18 protein-coding genes are annotated in these 22,715 nt (G+C 38.3%); 6 read left to right on the top strand and 12 right to left on the bottom strand.

Going from position 1 to position 22,715, the window contains the following annotated elements; genetic code table 11:
* Positions 1-42: 42 nt before the first annotated feature.
* The 4 genes from IQ31_RS08735 to IQ31_RS08720 form a co-directional block, all read right to left on the bottom strand.
* A complete protein-coding gene (locus IQ31_RS08735; RefSeq protein WP_145327786.1) occupies positions 43-489 on the bottom strand; it encodes a nuclear transport factor 2 family protein in 447 nt (148 codons plus the stop codon).
* Positions 490-722: 233 nt separating this feature from the next.
* Complete coding sequence (locus IQ31_RS08730; RefSeq protein ID WP_145327785.1) at positions 723-1,163, bottom strand: hypothetical protein; 441 nt, start codon at positions 1,161-1,163, stop codon at positions 723-725.
* A gap of 7 nt (positions 1,164-1,170) precedes the next feature.
* Entirely contained in the window at positions 1,171-1,935 is a 765-nt protein-coding gene (locus IQ31_RS08725; protein WP_145327784.1) for a Panacea domain-containing protein, read from the bottom strand.
* A gap of 29 nt (positions 1,936-1,964) precedes the next feature.
* Complete coding sequence (locus IQ31_RS08720) at positions 1,965-2,138, bottom strand: hypothetical protein (protein WP_145327783.1); 174 nt, start codon at positions 2,136-2,138, stop codon at positions 1,965-1,967.
* 115 nt (positions 2,139-2,253) lie between these two features.
* Between IQ31_RS08720 and IQ31_RS08715 the strand changes: the two genes are divergently transcribed.
* The 4 genes from IQ31_RS08715 (at position 2,254) to IQ31_RS08700 (ending at position 6,386) form a co-directional block, all read left to right on the top strand.
* Entirely contained in the window at positions 2,254-3,261 is a 1,008-nt protein-coding gene (locus IQ31_RS08715; RefSeq protein WP_145327782.1) for a helix-turn-helix transcriptional regulator, read from the top strand.
* A gap of 231 nt (positions 3,262-3,492) precedes the next feature.
* Positions 3,493-4,401, top strand: coding sequence for a hypothetical protein (locus IQ31_RS08710; RefSeq protein WP_145327781.1), 909 nt, complete (start codon positions 3,493-3,495; stop codon positions 4,399-4,401).
* A gap of 21 nt (positions 4,402-4,422) precedes the next feature.
* Positions 4,423-4,734: an 8-oxoguanine DNA glycosylase OGG fold protein gene (locus IQ31_RS08705; protein ID WP_342212504.1), complete on the top strand. Its 312-nt coding sequence runs from the start codon at positions 4,423-4,425 to the stop codon at positions 4,732-4,734.
* Positions 4,735-6,008: 1,274 nt separating this feature from the next.
* On the top strand, positions 6,009-6,386 hold the full coding sequence (locus tag IQ31_RS08700) for a cyclic-phosphate processing receiver domain-containing protein (RefSeq protein WP_208734175.1): 378 nt from the start codon (positions 6,009-6,011) through the stop codon (positions 6,384-6,386).
* A 675-nt stretch (positions 6,387-7,061) separates the two neighbouring features.
* On the opposite strand, the gene IQ31_RS08695 is transcribed toward IQ31_RS08700, so the two are convergent.
* Entirely contained in the window at positions 7,062-7,508 is a 447-nt protein-coding gene (locus IQ31_RS08695) for a nuclear transport factor 2 family protein (RefSeq protein ID WP_145327779.1), read from the bottom strand.
* Positions 7,509-7,997: 489 nt separating this feature from the next.
* Here IQ31_RS08695 and IQ31_RS08690 point away from each other — a divergent pair, with 489 nt between their 5' ends.
* Complete coding sequence (locus tag IQ31_RS08690; protein WP_145327778.1) at positions 7,998-9,539, top strand: S8 family serine peptidase; 1,542 nt, start codon at positions 7,998-8,000, stop codon at positions 9,537-9,539.
* A gap of 137 nt (positions 9,540-9,676) precedes the next feature.
* Here IQ31_RS08690 and IQ31_RS08685 read toward each other — a convergent pair whose 3' ends face one another.
* A complete protein-coding gene (locus tag IQ31_RS08685; protein ID WP_145327777.1) occupies positions 9,677-10,123 on the bottom strand; it encodes a nuclear transport factor 2 family protein in 447 nt (148 codons plus the stop codon).
* Positions 10,124-10,341: 218 nt separating this feature from the next.
* On the opposite strand from IQ31_RS08685, the gene IQ31_RS08680 reads away from it, so the two are divergent.
* The gene (locus IQ31_RS08680) at positions 10,342-11,100 is read left to right on the top strand and encodes a type 1 glutamine amidotransferase domain-containing protein (protein ID WP_145327776.1); all 759 of its coding nucleotides are present in this window, start codon (positions 10,342-10,344) and stop codon (positions 11,098-11,100) included.
* 136 nt (positions 11,101-11,236) lie between these two features.
* Here the strand turns inward: IQ31_RS08680 and IQ31_RS08675 are convergent, their stop codons facing one another.
* From IQ31_RS08675 to IQ31_RS08650, 6 genes are all read right to left on the bottom strand, one after another.
* On the bottom strand, positions 11,237-12,718 hold the full coding sequence (locus IQ31_RS08675) for a calcineurin-like phosphoesterase C-terminal domain-containing protein (RefSeq protein ID WP_145327775.1): 1,482 nt from the start codon (positions 12,716-12,718) through the stop codon (positions 11,237-11,239).
* Positions 12,719-12,785: 67 nt separating this feature from the next.
* Positions 12,786-14,561 (bottom strand): hypothetical protein, encoded by a 1,776-nt coding sequence (locus IQ31_RS08670; protein WP_145327774.1) that lies wholly within the window; start codon positions 14,559-14,561, stop codon positions 12,786-12,788.
* 84 nt (positions 14,562-14,645) lie between these two features.
* Positions 14,646-17,453 (bottom strand): M16 family metallopeptidase, encoded by a 2,808-nt coding sequence (locus IQ31_RS08665; protein WP_145327773.1) that lies wholly within the window; start codon positions 17,451-17,453, stop codon positions 14,646-14,648.
* Positions 17,454-17,458: 5 nt separating this feature from the next.
* Positions 17,459-17,914, bottom strand: coding sequence for a hypothetical protein (locus IQ31_RS08660; RefSeq protein WP_145327772.1), 456 nt, complete (start codon positions 17,912-17,914; stop codon positions 17,459-17,461).
* Positions 17,915-17,916: 2 nt separating this feature from the next.
* The gene (locus IQ31_RS08655) at positions 17,917-19,371 is read right to left on the bottom strand and encodes a RagB/SusD family nutrient uptake outer membrane protein (protein WP_145327771.1); all 1,455 of its coding nucleotides are present in this window, start codon (positions 19,369-19,371) and stop codon (positions 17,917-17,919) included.
* Positions 19,372-19,383: 12 nt separating this feature from the next.
* Positions 19,384-22,707, bottom strand: coding sequence for a SusC/RagA family TonB-linked outer membrane protein (locus IQ31_RS08650; protein WP_145327770.1), 3,324 nt, complete (start codon positions 22,705-22,707; stop codon positions 19,384-19,386).
* Positions 22,708-22,715: the final 8 nt, after the last annotated feature.

Here is a 22,715-nt window from a genome sequence, read left to right as displayed (position 1 = left end):
GGTCTGCCTTTTTATAATTGACAAACCACCAGTTATTGGATACTACTTATATGAATTGATCGATTTAGATACTTTCCAGTCATTACCCACACGCTCCAAGGTAACTAAATCTGTTTTGGTGAAGTTTTCAAATTTCAACGTTACTTTAGCGACCATATAGTCTGCCGATTCCTCAATGATATCTGTGCTTACTGTACAGTTTAGCTTTTCACCTTTTTGTTTTTTCAAGGATTTAACCACTTCGCTACGGCTGTTAGACTGTGCATTGATAGCTTGGATCTTTTGATTAAAATCTTCGGCGAATAACTGCTCTACTCCTGCTGATTCGCCCTCTGTAGTTACTGCAACATAGTGCTCTAAAGCGAAGTCCGCAGTGGAAAGGTTAATGTTAGCTTTTGTTGCTTTTGCTCCAGGTCCTTCAGCTGCCATAGCGAAAGTAGATACTGCGATTAAAGCTGCTGCTGTGAATGTTTTTACTAGCGTTTTCATAATGTCTTTTTTTATAGTGTTAGTTCTGTTGTTCTTATTTGTTGACTCAAAACTACAACACAATAGGCCCCTAGCCTATGGGCTTTAGACCAACGACCGGGAAAACTCGGTGAATGGTGGGAATAGGAAGGCAAATGGACAACTGTTAGGATTGTCTCACCAAATGTGTAAATAAAAAACACGGAGGAGAGCTATAGGGATTACACAAACCTGCTGCACAAGTCTACTGCGTACTATAAAATCTTCTTGTATTTACGAGTTACTGAGCTCGAATTTCTGAGACATGCCAATACTCTTTCCAATTCATCAGGTAGAAGACGGTCAATTATCGTATAATGAACATTTTCCAGTGGGTATTGGTCTTCGATCACCTGCTTTTCATAGATATCTATCTCCTGTCCGTAAATAGCCGTGAGAGCAGGAAAGGCGAAACCATTCTGCCCAATAATTCGGTTGCGAACAAACAGATAGCAGTTGATGCATCCTTCCGGCACTTCTATACAGCCATGATCTTCTGGAATACGATGGGGCAACTTGATTCGACTCGATGGTAATGATGCTAAGACTAATTGACCATCCACATCTTTGAGTACAATAAAGTATTTGTTTTTGCTAGGAGCACCATTCTTAAAATAGAAAGGTGTAAAATAGAGAATATTTCCAGGGGTAAACATAAGCGCACTACTTTAAGGATCTCGAAGCCTGCAAATACTCCAAATGCTGTGCATAAGCATCCCTACCATCCTCATCCAACAACGAGTTAAAGTCAATCTTAAGATCGGTTGTATAGACCCGATTGTTCAAAAGATCGTCCAGTACACCCTGCTGTTTGGCTGTTATAGTCCAAGGTGAGTGGGCACTGTGTGTAAGTTCAACCAGTTCTTTTGCCGATAAATGTCCAAACTGTTTCACCACATCATCCAATATTGATAATTCGATATCCGAGAATTCATCATCATCAAAATGAGTTACAGGTGATATATATACTCTTCCCTCCTCTTCGGGATGTGCAGAAACATAATCCTTAAAGATATATTGTTCGGTTGAACTGAAATCAAAAAAAAGATCCTTAACCACGGGTCCTAGCTTCCAAATTTCAAAATCAAGATTCAGGAATGGGCGCGAACATTTACGAATGGTCGTCTCTTCAAGCAAATAGACTAGTTTGAGTAACTTAGTCTTAGATAAATCATTTATGCGTTCCGCAAAAAATACCAATGTATTACCGATTTTGGCAATATCATCTTTTGTATATATATGCGGCTGGCTCATTGTGCTGTTGTGTGTTAATGTTTGCAAGTACAAAATACGTAATTTTTTATGATAAAACAATGAAGGAATAAAGCCCCTCCTCGTCGAAGGGGCAGTCAGTTCGTTTTCATGAAAATTGAGATTACAGATTAATCTATGAAGTATGACACGAAGGATTACAATACTTGCATCCATTGGACTGACAAATATAAATCTTAGCCACGTTACCTCTCCTTTCTGACGCCTTTAAATGGCGTACCGTCTTTTTTACCATCCATAAATCTTCCGGTATCCGCATCTCGCTTTATCCATTGTTCAGTCTTTGGATTATACACCTGACTGCGATCTCGCACTGCTCCATTGCGATGACCATCTCCCTTTGGCGGATTTGTTGCCATAATAAATTGAAATTAACGACAGTCACTATTAACTATCTGTCTCAAAATTATGATAGCCTTGTGCACTCTATCTGCACAGTATTTTTTATCTTTATAAAAACTATTATTAACCATTATGGCTACGAACAAACATGCTTCTATACGCTACAGAATATTGGACAGTTGTCTTTCAAATCCACAAAGACGTTACAGTTTTGAAGATCTGAAAGTATGTTTGGATAGAGAGCTTATTGAGATAAACCCCGACCATAAAGGCATCAGTACCCGAACGCTGAGAGATGACTTAAAGCATATGCGAAGCCCAGAAGGTGGCAATGCGCCTATTGAAACCTATAAGCAAAATGGTCATTCTTACTACCGATATTCAGATAAAGACTTTAAGCTCTATAATCAGGGTTTGAATACCGCAGAAATGCAGCAGCTAAAGAGTGCAATGGATGTATTATCCAAGATGGAAGGCTTGCCACAAATGGGATGGGTACAGGAGATGGGTGCGAAGCTAGAAGAGCTGTTTTTCTTAGAACGTTCAGAACAGCTTATCATGAGCCATGACCACAACCGTTACCTCAAGGGTATAGAACACTTAGGTAGGCTATTTCATGCAATACTTTCAAAAAAATGTCTCAAGATAAGCTATAAATCATTTAAAGCAACAAAAGAGAGTTATTATAACATCTCTCCATATCATCTCAGAGAATATAACAATCGTTGGTTTCTGTTTGGTCGTAACAAAGAATATGCATCACTGACGAACCTGCCTTTAGATAGAATAATCTCCATTGAAGACTGTGACCAGCAATATATCGAAAATGACTCCTGGGATTTCAAAGAATTCTTTGAGGATATCATCGGTGTCACGATCTCGTCCTCGCACACAGAGACTGTGCAAATATGGTTTAACGAAAATGCTGCTCCATACGTTATTTCTAAGCCATTGCACGGTTCACAAAAAACAATATCGTATGATGAAACCGGCTTAATAATAGAGTTGGAAATAATTCCCAACTTTGAATTGGAAACCTTAATTCTTTCCTTTGGCGAACGGGCAAAGGTATTATCTCCAGAGAATTTTAAGGAAGTAATCATGAAACGGGTGAAAGGGATGCGTGAGTTATACAGCTAGCTCATTTATTTAAGGATAATAGTATCATTCAAATATTATCTAAAAAATCAATTCCAGTTCAATTAATAGGCTTAATTATCAGCCCTTAAATGCAAAAATCTCATTAATTACTTAGTTAACGAAATTTAGTACATTTTTAAATTGTCGCTATAGTGTAGTGACGTATTGTATCTTTAAATGCTTGATTAATAAAGATCCTTTCGATAACTTTATTTTGAAATTCCATATTATATGAACGCAATAGATTCTGAGTCTTTTCTACTACCTCAAATACATGGCCGCTCCATTTTTAAGAGGGTGATTCCAACAGTTAATTATTTGGAGAGAACATTTAAATCACTGGAACAAAATCGTTGGTCTTATACTGATTTAAAATCTTGGGAGCAACAAATCATTAAAGGATATGCATTACAAGATATAATTCATGAATTAAGGGCTGCAGATCAACAATCTAAGGTCTCAATTGTACGCAATCAAATATTAAAGCATAATGCAAATGATCTTGGCACCTACCCCCTCGCAATCTATCTTATTGTTTATTTTATTCAGCAAACCGAGAGCAACCAGTATAAATCTTTTGTGGAATTTGCACAGGATAATGGTATCACACAAAACTTAAATTCAATTTCTGCAATCTGGTCATGTGGGACTAAAGACGGGAAATACTTAGGTATTCTAGATGATAGCCTGAAAATCATTGATATCGATTTCCTACACATATGGGCAAACAGCACGCCGACTAGTATACGTAAGGAAAAATTAAAAATCACGGTTTCCACCGCTCCTCCGTTAACGGAATCTTGCTATAATGATCACATGGAGTGCTTTAAGGCCAGTATCAGTGAAGCCCCCAGATTCACTGGAGTAAATTCATTCAAATGGTCAGAATATGTTATGGGGAAAGAATACGATATACCCCAAGCCTTCAATAAGAAATTTGACAGGATTCAGGTTTGGGATTATTGTGGAAATAGCACAAATACAGATTTAGACGCATTGTTAGTTGTATTATCATGGGGTGGAATGGATCGTAAACATGCAAAGAGCCTATTGAATAATCCAGGTCCTGTATTAGATATAGTAAGGGGATTGAGATCTGAAAAATTTAAATCACGTAAAGAGGCCTTTGAATACATATAAGATAAACGAAAACAAGGCCTATTGCCAGGTATGGGAATTGGATATTTCACAAAATTGATCTGTTTTTTACAACCATCCCTCAATGGCTATATTATGGATCAATGGTTAGCCAAGTCTGTAAATCTGCTACTTGGAAACCCCTTAATTCATATTGCAAGCAAAACTTGGGTATCGGACCAAAATACCCCCGCTATTTACGAAGAGTTCTGTACATATATAGATAACCTAGCTTCCGAAATTGGAAAATCAGGGTTTGACACAGAAGAATTCCTATTTTCCATTGGCGGCCGTAAAAAAGGTATGTGGCGCGGGCATGTGGTACAGCATTACTAATATTGCTATTTTATTGTTTTCGATTATGCTTAATTTGATTAAAACATGATACACCTTAAATTTAGATAATAGACTCAAAAATATTGGAAGAATCATCTTTCTAATGGAGCTAATAGTCTTGACAAAATTTTTATTGTCAAATTATATGACAATAAAAATTTTGTCAAACGCGTATTCCGCTGCAAACTACACCACTCGTTATTTAATAAAAAAGAATGCCAAGACGGAGCTGTATCTACACATTTAGTGACGAAGGCGATAAGAAGTATTTTCATAATTTTTGCCATCACTCGCAGTTGTCCGGAAAATCCGGACAACTGCGAGTGATGTGCACAAGCGATCATCCATTATTGCTGTTCAAAAAATTAGACTGTTCATGTTTCATGAACAGTCTAATTTTTTGAACAAATTGATTTTTGCTTATGGTAAGATTATAGCTTAAGCTATCTTACAATATAAGAATGGATAATGACAAGTGAAGAAATAGCATAATCCACCGGCTAAAAACATCTTGATTTAGATCAATGGTCGAGGTTCTAATAATTTGTTTTTTGAGTAGAAAAATCGGAAATTCCGATTTTTCTCTTTACTTCGTTCTAAACCAGTTCATCTTCTTTGAGTATATTAAGTAACATTTCATTAATTATGAACTTAGATTTTGAAACATTTCGATCATCTTTTACAATGCCATCTATATAGTTTCATCTTCTAATTTATTCTCGATTGTGGCATCCGTTCCATCAAATAATTTGTGGACTTAGATTACAGATTGATATAATAGCATCACACTATCCACCATCGGGTATTTTGGACAATGACTATGGCAGTGAGGAAATCCGTGAGTTCGTGTTGGAACGATCCCCTAGCTACCATATTTTCGGTCATAACCATGCAGGCTATGGTAAGATAAAAGTGAAGGCTATTCAGTTTATCAATGCTTCGTTGTATGAGCTGTTGGAGGGGATGGAAGCTATGATAAGCATGGCAATTTTAGCTCTTACTACTACTTTTCTACTAATCTTTCTAATAATCTTACTAATAAAATTAATCTTGATTTTTCTATTAAAAGCGATTTTGAATGGGTTAAGGTGGATTTCTGGGAATCTATTTATAGACTCTTCTCATAAAATTATATATTCTTTCTACTTAATTATTCTAATTGGCCTATATATCCACGACACGGCTAAAACAAATAAACGAACATAGCTTTAGAAAGCTATCAGTCTATATAACGCTTCAATTAGGTTATATTTAAATAGGAAATTACGGAAGTCATGGAACATAATAATAAAGGTATATTTTTGGATGATATCAGAGTACCATCGGATCTGTCATACTATATACCAAAAGAAGAAATAACTCCTTATCTGCTGACCAATTGGATCATTATTCGTAATTATCCAGATTTTGTGGCCTATATATCCAAAAATGGGATTCCGTCGATCATCTCTTTTGATCATGATCTGGGAGTAAATGTTGACAGCACAGAAGCAGAGTCTGGGTATGACGCTGTGAAGTATATCGTGGATTTTATTCTTGAGCAGAAACATCCGGTTCTGCCTCAGGTATTATGTCATTCTCAAAACCCTGTTGGCAAAACAAATATCCTCTCCTACTGGAACAATTTTATTAAAACCCTTGATAAAGGTTAACCGAACTTTTAGAGTTTAAATAGATAACAACTGCACTGTGGTAAAAAATCGCTATCGCCATATAAGCTATTTTAGTCGAAATATTTTTACTGCTATATAAAATAGAATATAGCAAATAAAAATAGTTACAAAAAGGCGTATAATAAGATTAAGTATATGTAATGGAATTTCAGAAGGCTTAATTTCCCCACTAACAAGATCCAAAACTGTATAAAAAAAAATTAGTATCGAAGAATACTTTATAATAATAAATAGAGGTGTATTTTTTTTCATATTATTCATTCACTCTCCAATTCATACAGCTAACATACACTGTAAAATAGGTCAGCTCAAGTTATCAAAAAAAATCACTCCAATAAAACTATTTTCAAATAGCCGTTGTTCTTACCATACAAAACGGCTACAAGCTGCCTTTCGAAAGAAAGGTTCAACATAAAAATTGGCGTCGTACAGTGAAAATCCAATAGTCTTTAAAAACATTGGATGACGAAACAAAAAAGAGGAAACGATAGGAAACATAAAAATTGCTGTACAAATAAACGCTAAGAGAAAGGGTCTGATGAGAATCAGGCCCTTTTGACGTAAAAAAGCCACATCTCCCGACGTGGCCTTAATAAACATATGATTCACTAGTGGTTTGTCTTTTATTACTGGCAAACCACTAGTTATTGGATACTACTTATACGAATTGATCGATTTGGATACTTTCCAGTCATTCCCCACACGTTCCAAGGTAACTAAATCTGTTTTGGTGAAGTTCTCAAATTTTAGAGTCACTTTAGCCACCATATAGTCTGCCGATTCCTCGATGATAGCTGTGCTTACTCTACAGTTTAGCTTCTCGCCTTTTTGTTTTTTCAAGGATTTAACCACTTCGCTACGGCTGTTAGACTGCGCATTTGAAGCTTGGATCTTTTGATTGAAATCATCAGCGAATAACTGCTCTACTCCTGCTGATTCGCCCGCCGTGGTTACCGCAACGTAGTGTTCTAAAGCGAAATCTGCTGTAGAAAGGTTAATATTAGCTTTTGTTGTTTTTGCTCCAGGTCCTTCAGCTGCCATAGCGAAAGTAGATACGGCGATTAAGGCTGCTGCTGCTAATGTTTTTACTAATGATTTCATAATGTCTTTTTTATATTGTTAGTTTTTAGTTCTTATTTGTTGACTCAAAACTACAACACAATAGGCCCCTAGCCTATTGGCTTTAGACTAACGGACTGGAAAACTCGGTGAGTGGCAGGAATGGGGAGGTGAATGTTTACGAATTACTGATTACGGAGAATTATACCCATAATTAAAGAAATATAAAAGAAATCGACACAAATACTAAAATTAAATAATAAATAAAGAGAATTAATAGTCAATATTTATTTAATTTGCACCCGATTTCACTACAAATACAAAAACTTATTTAGCAACACCAATAAGTCTATATATACCACAAAAATCAATTGAATTATAACATATAAATGCTTCATTCATTCAAAATTTCCTCGTATTTACTTTTACTGTGCTTTTTATTTAATTCATGCAAAAAAAAATGAAGAGACTGTCATTCCCGAACCTATAAAAATTATCATTAAACCAGATGAAGTTAACTTAAAACGTGAAATGCAATTTTTAGGGGCCAGGCTGTCCACTGAGATACAGAATCTGCCGATAGGTGATTCAGATGAAATAAACTGGACAGTCGAGAACACAAGAATTGTGCGTTTAACACAAAATCCAGAAACAAAAGAAGCTTCAGTATGGCCCGAAGGAGCTGGCGACACATATGCAATAGCAACCCTTGCGAATGGCAAGGCAACAGCTAAGGTAAAAATCATTGTAACAGATGCCAATGATTACAAGTTTAGGTTAGTCCTAAAGGACAAAGGGACATCTTCTCATACGTTGAATAAGCCTGAAACATTCTTATCAGAGAAGGCTATCCAGCGGCGGCAGAAACGAAACATCGCAATCGACAATTCCGATCTTCCGATTTCGGAGGACTATTTAAATCAAATTGAAAAAATAGGATGTAAAATTGTCTCCAAAAGTAAATGGCTAAATACCGTCACGGTACATTGTGTAGATTATTTCCTTATTGACAACTATAAAAATCTCCCCTTTGTGCATTCCGCAGAAAAAGTATGGGAAGGACCTAGGGAAAACTTGACCGAGAAAGGAAAGTATAAAGATATCCCGCAAAAGGTATCCAACAATACCCCCAATAACAAATTAGACTATGGGGGAGCTGCCTCCAATATAAACATCAATAATGGCCAGGTGCTTCATGAGAATGGTTTTAAAGGAGCAGGTATCGATATTGCGGTCATCGATGCCGGTTTTTTGAATCTTAAAAACAACCCAGCTTTTAAAAATGTGAATATCAAAGGTGCTAAATCTTTTGTCTATGAAAACGATGATCCATATGCGGTCGATATGCACGGAGTTTGGGTAAGTTCCTGTATGGCTGTCAACCAACCTGGAACATATGTGGGTACCGCACCGGAGGCAAATTACTGGCTGCTGCGCTCTGAAGATCAATCATCTGAACAGCACGTTGAAGAGGACTACTGGGCCAGCGCTGCTGAATTTGCGGACAGTGTTGGTGTAGATATCATTAATTCGTCACTTTATTATGGTCCACAAAGTTTCTACAATCCTGCTTATAAATTTGAAGAGATGGATGGAAAGACCACATTTGCCACAAGGGCTGCTAACATAGCAGCCAGTAAAGGTATCTTGATTGTCAATTGTGCTGGCAATGATAGAAGCTGGGTAGGGAGTCCGGCCGACTCTCCTCATGTACTTACAGTAGGTTCGGTATTTAATGATCGTGACGTAGCATATTTTACATCTTGGGGAGTGACAGTAGATGGTAGAATGAAACCGGATGTTATGGCCCTAGGTGAAGGAGCATGGGTAATCGGGAAATCAGGCGAAGGTGAACTGCGTAGCGGAACCTCCTATTCGAGTCCTATACTTTGTGGCTTAGCCGCCTGTTTATGGCAAGCTTATCCGCAATTGAGCAATAAAGAGCTAATGGATGTAATACGCAAATCAGGAGATCGAATCAATACTCCGATTATCCCTTATGGTTATGGTATTCCTGACATGAAGAAAGCAATGGAAATAGCAAAAGAGATCAAAAAATCAAGAAAGCTTTAATAGGGATATTAAAGCTACGGGGAGTAATGACTCAAAAAAGCCAGATCTCAAGACCTGGCCTTTAAACTAAACTTAAACATATGATTCACTAGTGGTCTGTAGCCTGCCTGAGCTGACAAACCACTGGTTGTAAAATTCTATTTATACGAATTGAATGATTTGGATACTTTCCAGTCATTGCCCACACGCTCCAAGGTAACTACATCTGTTTTGGTGAAGTTCTCAAATTTCAACGTTACTTTAGAGACCATATAGTCTGCAGATTCCTCTAAAATATCAGTGCTAACTGTACAGTTTAACTTTTCGCCTTTTTGTTTTTTCAGAGATTTGATGACCGCTTCACGGTTATGAGACTGCGCATTGGTAGCTTGGATCTTTTGACTAAAATCTTCGGCGAATAACTGCTCTACCCCTGCTGACTCTCCCTCCGTAGTTACTGCCACATAGTGATCTAGTGCGAAGTCTGCTGTAGAAAGGTTAACGGTTGCTTTTGTTGCTTTTGCTCCTGGTCCTTCAGCTGCCATAGCGAATGTGGATACTGCGATTAAAGCTGCTGCTGCGAATGTTTTTACTAGCGTGTTCATAATTTCTTTATTTTATTGTGTTAGTACTTTTGTTCTTATTTGTTGATTCAAAACTACGACACAATCCGCCCCTAGCCTATGGGCTTTAGACAAACGATCAAGAAAACTCGGTGAATGACGGGAATGGGGAGGTGAAATTAAATTTTGTGATGTAGGTCACGGCCAATTACCATAAAAAATCAAGAAATTTAACCCAACAAGAAGAAAATAAAAACGATATGAAAGCAAAACAACTCATTAGGCAAATAGGAATATTTTCGGCTTTATTCATCCTAATAGTAACGCATTGCTATGCAACAAACCGAAAACCAAAAATTCTATTTGTAGTGACTAGTCACGATACAAAAGGCAATACAGGCGAAAAGACAGGTTACTATCTCGGGGAAGTCTCGCATCCATGGGAGGTTTTAACAGCTGCTGGATATGAGATTGATTTCGTTAGCCCGCAGGGCGGAAACCCGCCAGTGGATGGATTTGACCTAAATGATCCCGTTAACAGAAAATTCTGGGAGGATAAATACTACCACAATAAAATCACCCATTCGCTCAAACCTTCTCAGGTAAAACCGGAAGAATATAAGGCCATCTTTTACGCCGGAGGACATGGTGCGATGTGGGATCTGCCTTTCCACTCGGCAATCGCGAAGATTGCCGCAAAGATATACGAGACAAACGGCATTGTCGCAGCTGTATGTCATGGTCCTGCTGGCCTAACCAACATCAAACTGAGTACCGGCGAATATTTAATAAAAGGGAAAAAAGTCAATGGCTTTAGCAATGAAGAGGAAGAACTTGTAAAGCTCAGTAATGTCGTCCCCTTTTTACTGGAGGATAGACTAAAGGAAATAGGTGGGATTTATGAAAAATCCGAACCATGGCAGTCCCATGTCACCATTGACGGCAGATTGATCACTGGCCAAAATCCTCAATCCGCCAAAGCTGTAGGCATGGCTATCGCCAAGGCATTAGGTAAATGAGGTATCCAAAAAAAGCCACATCTCACGACGTGGCTTCTAAACTAAACTTAAAACATATGAAAACTATAGTATTCTTCTACAGTCAAGCCTACCCTTTTACATAAGCTTGCACAGCTAGCAAGAATAATTTGTATAATTACTCCGATATAAACTCGGTGAATTCATTTTGAACTGAAAAACCATAGTTATCCTCCGCTTTAATTCGGATCACTTTTATACTATCACCATTTACGTTTTGCAGCGGAAATTCCCAAAGATGACCCGAGTTCCGCTTTCGTAAAGGATTCGCCGTACTACCTAAAGTGGGATAGATTTTTTGATTATTTTTTTCGATGATATCGGATACAAAGGGATCGACATTTTTACTTTTCCGCATCTGGCCCCATTCTCCATCATTTATCTGTACCATGACATTGGTACTATCTGCCGCTCCAAAAACATTGGCTAGCAATACACCCGCTCTAACAGCGATATGCATTTGTTTTTTCGCATCCTGATCGACGGCTTTGAACTGAAAGGAATACGTATTCTTTTTAATATTAATCACAAAATACCCCCTTGGGCTACCGCAAAGCATCCTGGCATCCGGAACTCCTTTGGCGTCTTTCTCTCCACGCCACCAATTACCACAGGTAGCACCAGCCCCCAATTCCTGTACCGCTTTATTTTTAAAGAAATAACGATCCACCTGATGAGTATGTCCAGACAAAATCAATACATTTTTATAATCGACCAACAATTGAAGTACGTCCATTCTATTTCGCGTAAAAGCCATAGGAATATGCTGACTAAGTACTACTAAAGCATCTTTTGGAACATATGAAAGATCATTTTTCAAAAATGTCAACTGCTCATCCGTTATTCTTCCTTCATACGAATTTTTGCCTGTAGCAAACACATTGTTTAACACGATAAAATGTACGTTACCATAATTGAAAGCATAATTATCAGCTCCAAAAACTGTATTGAATCGGTCGTTCATATGGTCCGGATTGGCAACGTTCCGATCATGGTTGCCGACCATTGTGTAGGATGACATCGGCAGTGCATCGATCATTTTCCCCACTTCAGGCAGAATCTCCATATTATTGTTGACTAAATCTCCCATAACAAGATTAAAATCAATATCTTTCCTTCCTACTAGTTCAGAAAATATACTTTTGGCCGCAAATCCCAACTCCTCCTGATCACTAACCTGCACGTCTCCGATAGCGGCAATATTGAATTCGAGAGGGACATTTTTCCGCTTTCTTAATGGTATATCAAACACCAAAGTATCGGGAATAGTATGATTCGGATTGAGGTAATATGCATTTGCATTTCCTATTTTCTTCTCCTTTGCCCGTACATATTCAGATGGAGTGATAGAAAAAATGGATTGACCTATCTTAGCCTCCAAGCCATATGCTCCTGTTTTATCAGTACTTATCACATCAATACCATTAGATACCCGTATTTTAGAAAGCCTTTTCTCGCCTATATCCAAAAGGCCATTGTTATTTTTGTCTTCAAAAGCGTGTCCTTCAATCCAGACTTTCTTAGCTGCTGCTACTTGGGCTGTGACCTTTATTACAAAAAGTAATCCCAAGATCCAGATAATGCTTATTTTTTTTATCATATCGCTCGTTGCTAAAATCAAATCACGATCAGATAATTATCTCCATCCGACCGTGACCTGAACTATATTATAATCCGGGAATATCGTATTTGAAAAGGGCAGCTTTGTCATTTATAATAGTTATTAAATATGGAATCCCCTCTTTGCTTATTCGCATTTCATACTTATCACCATTTTCTGCCGACAGTTGATCACCAGCGTTCCAATTTCGAGTTTCTTCATTAAAAGTTGTCACCTTTATGCCGTTATTAGCATCACCATAAGCTAAAAATATACGACCATCAGGATGCAATTTTATAGCCAGGTTATTCCGTTGTGACGTACTGCTTGTCGTCTGACTAAAACCTTCCCCCAATTGTGACCAACTCTGTCCATTCCAATGCATAACAAATGTTTTATAAGTCGGAGAATTAGATTGGTAAGCCATATATATCTGCCCGTCCGCAGTCACATCAAGATCGATATTGAAACCACCGAAGTTAGATTCGGCTGGGCCAACTCTGACCGTACCAACCAATGTCCATCGATCGCCGTCTAAGCGATAAATTGAAGGTTTACGAAGGGATGTACCAGCTGTCAAATCCATAACCGCATAATACAATTTGTGATCAGCTCCTTTAAACATTTTTGCATAGTATCCTGTGGTCGACTGAGAAAATGTCTGCCCAGTCCAGGCGCCAGATTGATACGATTCAGCGTAAGTACCTCGATAAGGATAAGGATTCCCTGTCCTATCATCTATTGTATAGCCTATATAAGGCTTATCATTTTCATCTATCTTGAGGGTTAGATAATTGACCTTAGTAAAAGATCCTTGTTGTTTACCCACGAGAGACCATGCATTATTTTCATACTTCATTAACGATGCATACTGTGCGTTGGTTCCTGCCGTGTAATCTCTAAATGCAGCATAAGGAATTCCTTGTTTAGAGAAATCCAAGGAAATCAAATTTGCTCGAGTTGGAGTAAATCCAGTTGCCGGCCCCACTGGCTCCCATTGCTTAGTTTCGCTATTATACAGTCCAATAATACCTTTCTTTTGTTCGTCGGTACCTCCATTTGTTTGGACCGCAACATACAATTGTCCTGTTACTGGGTTGAATTCCAATGTCGATTCATTCACATTTTCTGATCCCAAGAAATCAGGCAACTCTACTTTTGTCCACACAGGCGCCGTCAACCTACCTACCTGAACAACAAAACTTTCGGATGTACCACTTTCTAAATCCTGCAATGTCAGGGTTTGGGGATTGGAATAATCTAAAATGGTTTCCTTGCTTTTAAAATCGGTACCATTGGACTTCAGTACTGTGCCGTCGTTGACAGTATATCGGGCAACCAACTTGGTGATATCGGCATCTACAGGTAGATCTACTTTGATATCAAGTTTGCTTATTGTAGCGGGATAATCGCGAAACAAATAATCTGGATTATCAGTGGCATAGAAACCAAAGGAAAGAATAGATCCCGACTTTTGTGCCGAAACGCTATATTCCGACATTCCGTTTGGTGTCACAAAACGGTAGACAGTTGCTTTGGAAAGATCGACAGCTGTAACCCCAGATTCCTGAATATTTTTCCCAACGTATGCAACCAATTTCTCCGAGGCAACCTTAAATGAAGGTACTGCTTTTGTGATATCGACCGAGTTGGGCACACGAATAGAAATATGCTGTCCTTCAATCGTACCATATACTGCATCTTTAAGGCCCGGATTGCTTGAAGGGTCAAAAGAAAAGGATTGCAACTGTACATTATCTGCAAGTAATGCCTCCTGTTTGCATCCGAGAAGAAACAGACTAAAGATCATCGTGATCAATATTAAACAATAGTGTTTTTTCATCCCTATATTTTTATGATGATGAAGCTTAGGTCTTATCTTTATCAAACTTGTCTGATATATCGCTGACCATTTCATCTGTATGAATTATTTCTTTAAATTTTCTGGTAATAATACCGCCTTTACTTTGTAGGCTTTATTAAGCTTAAGTTTAGCATAATCGGCAATGTCCGCAGCTTTTATCTGATCAAGCATTTGCTTATAACTGGTAAAGAATGACCAGGTTCCAAAACCATAATAAACATGGTTGCGCAGTTCTGCACTCCAAAATGTATCTTTTCCAAATTGTTTGTCGTATACCTGGTACATTTGTACTTTAGCATTATTAAGTTCTTCAATAAAGTAAGACGGATCTTTTATGATTTTATCAAGTTCGACCTGAACTTGTCCGATCAAAAACTCTGCTCTTGAAGGTTCGCAGGTAAAATTAATGCGTGTACGCATCAAATCGGTCGGTTCAGAAGTTGCACTGACACTAACACCTACGCCATATACGCCTGACTGCTCTTCTCTCAAATTTTTTCGGAGTTTAACCTTGAGCACATTTTCCAAAAGTTCATTTTTTAGTATCTCAGGGTAATCATAATGTGTAGAAGTGGTCTGATAGAACAAGTTAACCGTGGCCTTTTCTGCCTGGCCTGCATATTGGACAATTTCTTGATCTTGGCGTTGTTTATAAGCTGGCATCCGCTGCTCACTGCGGTAATATCCTGTAGGAAGTGCCGCTATATACTGTTCTACAAATGCTTGAATACTATCTATATCAAAATCACCGACGAGCACAAAATCAAAATCTTTAGCTGAATGGAAACGTTCCTTGAATACTGGTACAATACGATCAATCTGTAGATCCTTTTCAATGCGTTCGACCGAAAGTGTATTTTCTTCCAAATCGTCCGCCCCTATAGCTTTATTGATCGCTTGATTATAGGCATCCATCACATTGAATTTTTTATTCCTGGCGGCATCTAACCCTTGCTTTTTGATGCTTCCAAAAATTTTCTCATCGACACGAGGCTGAGTCCATTTGAGGTAAATCAGCTCAAACATAGACTTGATATCCTTTTGATTAGCTGACGCCGACAGTCCCTCTCGATTTGGCGCTATCATAAACGTGGCCGACGCTGAGTTTCCATTTAAAAATTTTGTTAATGCCGCCCGCGTAAATGCCCCCGCACCACTGGCTCCAATTATATTTTTGGCATACACAGCGTTGACATAATCGGAGCTGTCCATAGCAATAAAACCGCCTTTTCTAAAGGCTGTTAGTTGAATATGATTTTTTCTACTATCATTTTTCTTCAAAAAAAATCTGGCGCCATTGGAAAGTTGCCATTCGGTCACACCGACCTCGTTGATCAGTTTCTTTTGTATCACTTTACCGGATATAGGCAGATCGCTCAGCAATTGCTGGGGTATTTCAATATGATCTGTCCATTTCTTCAAATCTGCCTCGGCGGACTCTGCGAACAACTGGCGCAAAACACTTTCGTTGGGCACCTCTGCCATTAGGCGTTCAGGGGCGGTTAGCATCACAGCTGTATTTCCCGGCTTAAAATAACCCTGGAGATGATGCAGGAGGTTTAAAGAATCGAGTCTATCCAGATCACGTAATATCTGCCCATTACGTTGTTCCTTATCCATTAATATTTGGCCAGTAAAAAAGACATCTTTTAATTGGCTCAACATGATATTGGCATTTAGTTCTTTGTTCTCCGGCGCGCGTTGAAGCTGTCTTTTGTATTGCTCTCTATAATCAGACAGTTCTGAAGAGGTAAATCCATAGCGCAAAATACGTTCGCGTTCTTTCAAATATTTAGAAATTCCAGATTTGATCTGCCCCTCGTACAAGGTAGCTCCACCAACAGAAAGTCCATTGTTCAGTAAAAGATCAGAGACCGACATGGAAGCACTTTTGTAACTGTCGTCCAACTGGGCAATTCGATCAAATCTTTTCTTTAAAAGTGCATTTACTGCACTACGTTTTAAATTTTCAAAAAAATCAGCTTCCGTCTTTACAGCTTTGCTAGCCGGCAAAATCCCAATATAACTAAAGTCAATACTATTGGCCTCTTTGTCCGTATAGATATTAAAAAGTGTATCGGTATGATTTGCCAAGCTATATGAAATGCGCTTTGTTTCTGGTTTTCTGTTTTTAGCTTTTCCAAAAAGCTTTTTGATCATCTTCTCAACTGCTTTTGGATCTTGGTTTGTTACGACAGCCAATCCCATTAGGTTTGGCCTATACCATTTTTGATAAAAATCTACCAGCGTCGGCCGACGAAAATTACGCAATATATCCAGCGTGCCAATCGGTTTACGAAGGCCGTAACGGGAATGAGAAAAGATCAAAGGCAGGGTCTGATCGCTCAGGCGGGCAGAAAGACCTTCCTTGGTCCGCCATTCTTCTATGATGATGCCGCGCTCCTTTTCGATTTCCAAAGAATCGAAACTAAGATTGAACGCCCAGTCGCTAACGATATCAAGCGCTTTCTCTAAGTTTTCCTTCGACTTGCTATCGATCGTGATTTTATAAACCGTTTCATCATAGGAGGTATGTGCATTTAAGTCAGCCCCAAATTTAACGCCCAAAGACTCCAAGTAGGTGATGACTTCATTTTTTGGATAGTGCTTACTTCCATTAAAAGCCATGTGTTCAACAAAATGGGCTAATCCCAACTGATTATCCTCTTCCTGTAGACTGCCGGCATTGACAAAAAGCTGTATAGCAGTCTGCTGATTATTCGTATTATTAGGATAAATAAAATACTGAAAGCCATTTTTTAATTTTCCACGCAACAACTTTGGATCCTGTTTAAGGTCCTGCGCTTTCAGCTGTATGAATGATACAAGAAGAACACACAATATCCCTATTGTTTTTTTCAGAATATCCATATGTTCTATATTTTAGTAATTTTCAGACTGGATTGTTTATGATCAGGGCCGGGTAGGCCAAGTGTAATATTTTTATCGTTTCTGAGCAGACGAATAGTTAATGTATTGTCTTTACCTTCTTCTATCGAATGATTAATCCAGCGTATTGTTATAGGCATTTCTACGACACCTGGCTTAAACAAAAGCGACGAACCCGAATTAATAACTTCGTAATCTACGCCCGTTTTAAGGCCATCGCCCGCCACCACTTCATAATCCACTTCAATGGCTTCGAACTGTGTTTTTGTACTGAAATAAACTTTATAGTCAACCGACTCATTTCTGTTAGCCTGCACAGTTATTTCCGAAACGTTATTTTGGTGGATATAGAAAAAAGGATGATCATATGGAGTTTCTAATTCTTTATTACAAGCTAAAAATAGCAGGGAGATGAAACTCATTAAAAATAGGATATTTTTCATTTTTATTTATTTACAGTGGGATTGGGAGTGATGGATTTATTGGCATCTAATTCTGATTTTGGAATAGGAAGAATAAACAGATCATTGGGATAATTTATCTGACAGTTTGCCGAGTTACATCCGGTCCCACGATCCAGCGATTCTTTATAACGCATGATATCGTAGATACGCTGGCCTTCAAAAGCCAATTCCTTGCGTCTTTCCAATTTTATCAATTCCAACAATTCATTTGGTGAAGTATATTCGACAACAATTTCCGCGGTATTTTTACCTAGTGCCCTCGCTCTAACGGTTTTTAAGTCTTCAATCGCCAAATTATATTGTTGAGTATGAAAATATGCTTCCGCTCTATTTAGATAGAGTTCGGCAGACCGGATCACTTTAAAATTGACAGGCCAATTCAAATCAGTTGTTGTTGAATACTTCCCATTCTTAAGAGACATGTATCTCTTCGAACTTGATTGTAGTTCAAACATTGATTTACGGATATCATCTGTGCCTAATAAATTTAAAAAATTGTCTGAAGGATAGGCTAAAAACGCAACTCTATCAGAATAGAAGCTTGACATAAAATTTGAAGACCTAATAGTCAGATTTAGCTGCCAGATCACTTCAGAATTAATGCTGTTAAAATCTGAAAACTGACTATCCGAAATGAACATATTTTTATAATCTTCGGCATTCACCAATTTGTACTTTCCATCGGTCAATACTACTGAAGAATAGTTAATTACATCTTCATAACGCCCCATGTATAGATATATCCTCGACAAAAGGGCTCGTGCGGCATCTGCTGAAGCATATATCTTAGTCTTTCCTGTTGAATTTCCCAAAAAGGTAATTCCCTGTTCTAGATCAGCTATGATTTGCGCATAGGTATCTTTCATACTTGCCCTGGGCACGCGCTCACTCGGTAATGGTGTTACTGTAGGAATAGGAATTCCCGGATGACTTCCATCCGCTGTATACGTATAATGCTGTGCATAGACATTTGCCAATGCAAAAAATAGTAGTCCACGCAAAACGTGGCTCTGTCCCATATAGCTATTAAAATCGTCAGACCTACCATTTAGTGATTTACGCACCGTTTCAGCAGAGTTAATAATATTATTGATATTATTAATGGCCTCATAGCCTGTTGACCATATGGCTAAAGTCCCACCAGTTCCATCTTCTTCATCAAAAGTATAGTTATAGTCCGTTAACATATAATTTTGCGTACCATTTGTGATGCGTTGTATATCATCGCCACGTAAATCGCCATATATCCCATACTGTGACTGAAAAAAACGCGAGGTGAGGTTATAACTACCAACAAGTGCATCCCGCATACCATTTAAATCAGAAAATAGTTGCTCTTTGCCGAGTTGTCCTATGGGTTCAACTTCCAAAAATGATTTACCGCAACTTGCCAACGATAATGACACCGCGATTACTGTATATTTAAATAACTTCATGTTAAATTCTGATTAAAAACCGATATTGATACCCATTGAATAATTAAGCACGCGACTGGATTCTGAAAGCATATTTGCATAGGTATTGTCAACTACGCTTCCGCTTGTTACACCATACTGTTTAGCTAAAACTTCATAATTTTTTATTGATCCTTTTTTCGATGAATATGGAGTCCACATCGCAATATTACTCGCCATAGCGGTAACTGAAATATGATCTAACTTTAATCGGCGAATTAGACCGCTATTAAAAGTATATCCTACACTGATATTATCTAACTTAAGGTATGTTTTGTCCAATAAAAAGCGGGTGGAGTTCATAATAGATGAGGTACTTGTATTCGAAAGTCGTGGAGAAGTTGCCAGCTGCCCCGGAAAATACCAAGAATTCAGCATATCAATGGATTGATTGCCACTCAAAATATTAAGACCATCCAATCCATTATTTCTAGTTGCCTGATCAAAATAATAGCCTCCTTTTGAATATTTGAAAAAAATTGAAAAATTCCAGTTTTTATAATTAACATAATTCGTTAGTCCTCCATAATATTGCGGGGTTGAATCTCCAACAAGCACACGATTTTCTGTATTATATACTTTAGTTACATTGCCATCCAAATCATACCACATTGGATCTCCTGTAGAAGGATCCACACCTGCCCAACGCACAAGGTAGTAAGAGCGGGAATTATATCCTTTTCTCATGATCGTATTGCCCGAAACACGGTCAATATCTTCATTTAACTGCAACACTTTGTTTCTATTTGAAGATAAAATGAACGTTGCATTCCAATTAAAGTTTTCCTTTTGTAGTATTGCTCCATTGACACTCAACTCCACACCTGCATTTTGCATTTTTCCGACGTTTTGATAAGTACGTCTAAAGCCTGTCACCATAGATACATAGGCATCGTCAATCATATCGTGGGTAACATTTCGATAGTATTCGGCCGCTACATTCCACCGACCTAACAATCTAAAATCTATCCCTGTATTGAGCATTTTTGTTGTTTCCCATTTCAGTCCGTCATTCACACCTCTCGACATCGTCGTTCCAGAACTCCCCCCGTAACTATAATTGGAATCGTATTTGTAAATACCACTAGCATAAGCTGAATTAAATCGAGAGTTACCATTATTTCCGTAGGATGCCTTAAATTTCAAGAAATCAACAATCTTATTTTTTGGCCAAAAAGCCTCATTGCTTATTGTCCATGCCGCACCGACAGAACTAAAGGTTCCCCATTTTACATCTTTCCCAAAATTGGAACTGCCATCTTTTCGATAGGTATAGTTTATTGCATAACGTTTATCATATACGTAACCGGCACGCCCAAAATAGGAAAGTAACGTTTGTTTATCGCGGCTTGTTGTGCCAAGACGATTATCAGTGGCTACAAAGCCGACTTCCCGGATATAGTCATTTGGAAAATTACTTCCCGTAGCGGAAACAGATCTACGTTCTTCTTTTCGTGCTTCGGTTCCCAGTACAACATCAAAATCACCTTTAAAAATAGTACGCTTAAATGCTAAGGTATTTGTACTGATTAAGTTTAAAACCTGTGACTGCCCTCGATAGGCCTCGCCGTTACTGGAAGAGCCCGTGTAATTATACATTGAAAAGTACTGATCTTCATTGGCGCTGGTAAAATCCGCACCATTAAGGTTTGTAAAGACTAATCCATCCCATAGTTGATAAGTAAATCCTAAGGTTCCCAAAACATGTGCGGTTGCTTGTTTTTGTTCATTTTGATCGATCAGACCAGGCATACCCTGTAAAAGCCCGCCATTTGGATCTCGCTCAATATACTCACCATTTGGACCAAATGGACTAATCAATGGGCTGTACTGAAAATAAGCATTGCCTGGATTGAACATGTCATCTTTAGAATAAGAAGCAGCAAGTGTACTGTTCAAAACCAAACGTTTACCCACATTCCCACTTACGTTTGAACGCACATCATAACGTTTTGTAGAATTACCGATAATGGTCTGTTTTTCGTCATAGATATTGGCCGAGAGGAAATAATGAACAGCATCTGTTGAACCCGACAGTCCTAGGCTGTGGAGATTAGTAAAACCAGTACGATTATAAACATCTGCCCACCGTGTATCCTGACTGGTATCAATTTTCCCCAACTGATCAACCATCCCCATGGCTTTGACCAGGTTTAAATATTGGCGACCATTCAGTTGGTTGAGATGACTTGATGGCCGTCTATTTATCCCTGTTCGAAATGAATAAGTAAGTTTTGGGGCTCCTTTTCCTCGTTTGGTTGTTATCAGGATAACACCATTGGATCCATTTGCGCCATAAATTGTCGTTGCACTGGCATCCTTAAGTACGGTGACACTTTCAATATCATTCGGATTTATATATGTCAATGGACTGATCGAATTTTGCATCCCAGGAATTGAATTAGTCGTTCCGCCAGTATACAAAGGCACACCATCTACGACCCATAATGGCTCATTTGATGTTGTACCGCCAACGGTAGAGGATTCTCCACGTATTCTAGTGCTATAGCGTGATCTTGCAGAGCTATTTGTCCCCCCATCTTGTGAATTAAATTCGACCCCTGGAACGACACCTTCCAGTAAAGCATCCAACCGGAGTGCAGGCCTGTTATCGAGGTCCTTTCTTGTAATCGTAAAAGCCGATCCTGTTTGGTTCTCTCTCGCTTCTTTGGTACCATATGCTGTTACAATTACTTCATCCAGATAATCCATACTTTTTTGGAGCACGATAGCGAGATTTTTTCTGATATCTTTAGCAGGAATTTCTCTGGGTTTATAACCGATGTAACTGACCACAATAGTTGCCTCCATAGGAACGTCCAAACTAAATTCGCCGATATTGTTTGTACTGGTAACTTTATTAGTTCCTTTGATAGCGACACTAACACCAGCTTGATATGAAGGAGATTTACCATCCTGATCATCGATGGACACACGTCCTTTCAACAAGATTGTTCCCTCCTTTTCTTTGATCCGAGTTAATGTAATAGTTTTATTAACAATCTTATAGTCAACATGAAGCTCTTTAGCTAATTTCGACAATGCAGCTTGAATCCCATCTTCATCAAGCGAAATCTGAAACATAGACGTGTTTTCTACAATACCTGCATCATAAACAAAAGAATAACCTGACTGCTCTTCAATCTGCTTTAATACTGTTTTAAGTGGCTTTTTGGTTGTATCGATATGAATTCGCTGTGCGAAACTTTGCTGTATGCTACAAGACAATAGCCCAATTGTCATTAAGGTGGTTAGTTTAACCGAAAGCAATTCCGGATTTAAAAAAGCCGGGCTTCGTTTAAAGAATTTTTCATTCATTGTATTAA

The sequence above is a fragment of the Sphingobacterium siyangense genome (genome assembly GCF_007830445.1).
In the GTDB taxonomy this organism is placed as follows: Bacteria; Bacteroidota; Bacteroidia; order Sphingobacteriales; family Sphingobacteriaceae; genus Sphingobacterium; species Sphingobacterium siyangense.
The sequence above is the reverse complement of the archived record's forward strand: the minus strand, read 5'-3'. Positions and strand labels throughout refer to the sequence as shown.